Origin of the sequence: Streptomyces thermovulgaris (assembly GCF_002155915.1) — a bacterium.
Taxonomy (GTDB): domain Bacteria; phylum Actinomycetota; class Actinomycetes; order Streptomycetales; family Streptomycetaceae; genus Streptomyces; species Streptomyces thermovulgaris.
In genome coordinates this window covers 1-3740 of sequence record NZ_MUME01000163.1, presented here as the reverse complement: position 1 = coordinate 3740, position 3740 = coordinate 1, and the positions used below count along the sequence as shown (strand labels likewise).

Genomic DNA, 3740 nt, shown 5'->3' with positions numbered 1-3740 from the left:
CGCTCGTGCATGCCGACGAGGCCGTGGCCGCCGCCCCCGGCCCGCCCGTCCGAGGGCGGCGGCCACGGCCTCGTCGGCATGCACGAGCGGGCGGCCCTGCTCGGCGGCAGTCTCGACTGGCATCCGACCCCGGACGGAGGATTCACCGTGACCGCGCGTCTGCCGGTCACCGCACCCGGCACCCCGGTCCGCCCCTCCCTCGATCGGGGCCGTCGCTCACCGCAGTCATCCGCAACGCCCAGTGACCTCCAGCAAGGAAACCGGTAAGGAAAGGGGAGTTGGCCGGTGCCGAGGATCCGCGCGGTGGTCGTGGACGATCAGGCCGTCGTACGCAGCGGTTTCGTCAGTCTTCTGAACACCCAGGAGGACATCGAGGTCGTCGGGGAAGGCGCGGACGGCCAGGACGCCGTCCGCCTGGTGCGCGCCCACCGTCCCGACATCGCCCTGCTCGACATCCGGATGCCGAACACCGACGGCATAGCCGCCACACGAGCGATATGCGCCGACCCGAACACCACCACCCGCGTCCTCATCCTGACCACCTTCGGGCTGGACGAGTACGTCTACGACGCTCTTGCCGCGGGAGCCAGCGGCTTTCTGCTGAAGGACGCCACCTTCCCCGAACTGCTGCACGCGGTGCGCGTGGTGGCTGCCGGAAAGGCCATGCTCGCTCCCGACATCACCCAGCGGCTCATCGCCCGCTTCCTGCGTGAACGCCCCGCTCCGCGCCCCCGCCCCGAGGCCCCGAACCTGACCGCGCGGGAGACCGAGGTCCTGCTCCTCATCGCCCGTGGCTGCTCCAACGACGAGATCGCCGAGCGCCTCACCATCACCGACCACACCGTCAAGACCCACATCAACCGGATCTTCGCCAAACTCGGTGCCCGCGACCGCGCCCAGGCCGTCATCGCGGCCTACGAACTGGGCTACATCACCGCAGGCCGGTGACAGGCTCATGACGCCACCGGCACACCCGGCCCGCGCGTCTCGGCGGAGCGTCGGCCACCTCCGCTCGAAACCGCGCGCCGAGCAGGCTGACGCCGGGCGGAAAGCCGTCCGCCGGCCGGTCGACCGCATGTTCCCCGTGGTGGCCGCGTTCCTCGACCGGGGTTCCTCGACCGCGAACGCGCCACGCGGGGCGGTGAAGGCCGGTGAGGACCCCTCCGACGGCCGGGCGATGCCCTGTCCGTCAAGGCCGACGCATACCTCTGTACGACGACCTGGTGGTGATGCCGCGCACCGGTACGACGTCGTCGGACGCTGTGCGTACCGCGGTGTCCATCGTGGCCGGCGGCTGCCGCAACGCGTGGGCGTCCGGGCGCATCCCCGAGGGAGTGGCGCCGAACGTCACGCACATGTCGGTGCGGCCGTACGACGCAGGTCGGCAGCGCTCCGGCTCTCCGGACGCGCTCCCGCCGGCGGGCGGGGGAGGGATCCACTCCGTGCAGGGCGCCGGGGCCGGGGCGGGTCAGCCGTCGTGCAGGCCGGCCTTGGTGTGCAGGCGCCGCAGCGGCGCCGGCGCCCACCAGTTCGCCCGCCCGCACAGCTTCATGACCGCCGGCACCAGGATGCCGCGCACCAGCGTGGCGTCGACCAGGACGGCCAGGGCCAGGCCCGCCCCCAGCAGCTTGAGCAGGCTCAGCTCCGAGGTCGCCAGCGCCGCCAGGACGCTCGCCACGACCAGGGCGGCAGCGGTGATCAGCCGGCCGGTGTGGTCGATGCCGAAGACCACCGCCCGCGTGGTGTCGCCCGTGGCCAGGTACTCCTCCCTGATCCTGGACAGCAGGAAGACGGTGTAGTCCATGGACAGCCCGAACGCCACGCAGAACATCAGCACCGGCACCGTGACCTCCAGCTGCCCGGTGGCGATGAAGTCGCCGACCAGCCACTTCAGATGGCCGTCCTGGAACACGTACACCATCGCGCCGAACGAGGCGGTCAGGCTGAGCGTGTTGAGGATCAGGGCCTGGACGGGGACGACGAGGCTGCCGGTGAACAGGAACAGCAGGACCAGCATGCTCAGGGCGATGACCGCCCCGGCGTGGGGGACGCGGTCCTTCAGGGCCTGCTTGGTGTCCACCAGCGCCGCCGCCTCGCCGCCGACCAGCGCGGCGGCGGGGGCGTCGACGGCGCGGACGCGTTCGGTGTGGCGCTCGCCGGCCGGTGAGTTGGGGTTGGTGTCGGAGACGACGCTCAGCCAGACGCCCTGGGGGTCGGCCATGGCCGCCGCGGCCGGGCCGGGCGGGGCGATCCGCCGGCCCTTCGCCCAGCTGCCGAGCGGGCTGTCGACCCGCACGGTGCCCTCGGTGCGGGAGAGTTCGGCCAGGTAGCCGGTGAGCGCGGCCTGACGGCCCGGTTCGGGAAGGTCCGGCAGGACGACGGTGACCGGGTGGGTGCCCGCGCCGGCGAAGTCGGTGCGGATGGTCTCGGCCGCGGCCTGGGCGGGTGCGCCCTGGGGAAGGATGCGGTCGTCGGTGAGCCCGAAGCGGGCGTGCCCGAAGGGCAGCGCCAGCGCGATCAGCAGGACGGCGACGGCGCCGCCGGCCGCCACCGGCCACCGCATCACGCCGGTGGCCAGCCGGTGCCACATGCCCCGCACGCTGTCGTCGCCCTCGGCGGGCCTGCGCCGCCAGCGGGCGAACACGTCCAGCCTGTCGATGCGCCGGCCGATGACGGCCAGGACCGGCGGCAGGATGAGCAGGGAGGTCAGCGCGGCCAGGCTCACCACCGCGATGCCCGCGCAGGCGAGCGAGCGCAGGAACATCATGGGGAAGACCAGCAGGGCCGCCAGCGACAGAACCACGGTCAGCGCGGAGAACAGCACGGTCCGCCCGGCCGTGCGCAGCGACTCGGCGACCGCGTCGGCCACCTCGCGGCCGCGCCGGAGCTCCTCGCGGTAGCGGGTGACGACGAACAGGCTGTAGTCCACGGCCAGTCCGAAGCCCAGCGCGGTCGTCACGTTCATCGCGAAGAGCGAGACGTCGGTGACGGCGGCCAGCAGGCGCAGCACGGCCAGCGTGCACACCACCGAGACGACGCCGACCAGCAGCGGCAGGAGCGAGGCGACGAGCGAGCCGAACGCGACCAGGAGGATGACCAGGGTCAGCGGTGCGCCGATCAGTTCGGCCTTGGTCAGGTCCTCCTCGCTCTGCTTCTCCAGCGCGTCGTTGATGACCGCCCGCCCGGTCGCCGTGACCGTGAACCGGCCCTGCTCGCCGGTGAGTTCGGCGGTCAGTTCACCGGCCCGGCGGGTGGCCTCGTCCTCGTCGCCGGACAGCCGCACCAGGACGAGTGCCGAGCGGCCGTCCTTGGAGCGCAGGGCGGGGTCCTGGGTGGTCCAGTACGAGGTGGCGTACCCGACGCCGTCCAGCGAGCCGACCCGCTCGGTGAACGCCCGTCCCTCGGCCGCGACGTCTGCGTCGGTCAGCGGCCGCTCGGCCCTGAGCAGCAGGACCATGTTCGGCGACCCGGCGCCGAACCGGTCGGCCAGGATCCGCTCGGCCCGCGCCGCCTCCGACCCGCTGGCCGTGTAGCCGCCGCTGGACAGGTCGCCCGCGACGCCGGCGCCCAACAGGGCGGCGGCCAGCGAGACGAGTGCGACGGCCAGGAAGACGGGCGCCTTGAGCCGGACCAGACCGCGTGCCAGGCGGGCCAGCGCGCCGGACGGCGGCGCGGGGAGGGGCGGCTCACGCCGCTGCCCGGTGTGAGCCGCGTCGGCCGGACGGGGCGGATGCTGTGTC

At 73.3% G+C, this 3740-nt stretch carries 2 protein-coding genes and 1 pseudogene; 2 read left to right on the top strand and 1 reads right to left on the bottom strand.

Annotation, left to right across the window (positions count from 1 at the left end):
- Together CCN35_RS28920 and CCN35_RS14900 are read left to right on the top strand one after the other, a co-directional pair.
- Positions 1–267: pseudogene (locus CCN35_RS28920) on the top strand (hypothetical protein); the annotation flags it as partial.
- Between the two features lie 18 nt (positions 268–285).
- The gene (locus tag CCN35_RS14900; RefSeq protein ID WP_067399457.1) at positions 286–948 is read left to right on the top strand and encodes a response regulator; all 663 of its coding nucleotides are present in this window, start codon (positions 286–288) and stop codon (positions 946–948) included.
- 520 nt (positions 949–1468) lie between these two features.
- On the opposite strand, the gene CCN35_RS14895 is transcribed toward CCN35_RS14900, so the two are convergent.
- Positions 1469–3740: MMPL family transporter (locus CCN35_RS14895; RefSeq protein ID WP_211285525.1), on the bottom strand; the 2272-nt coding region annotated here is incomplete at its 5' end.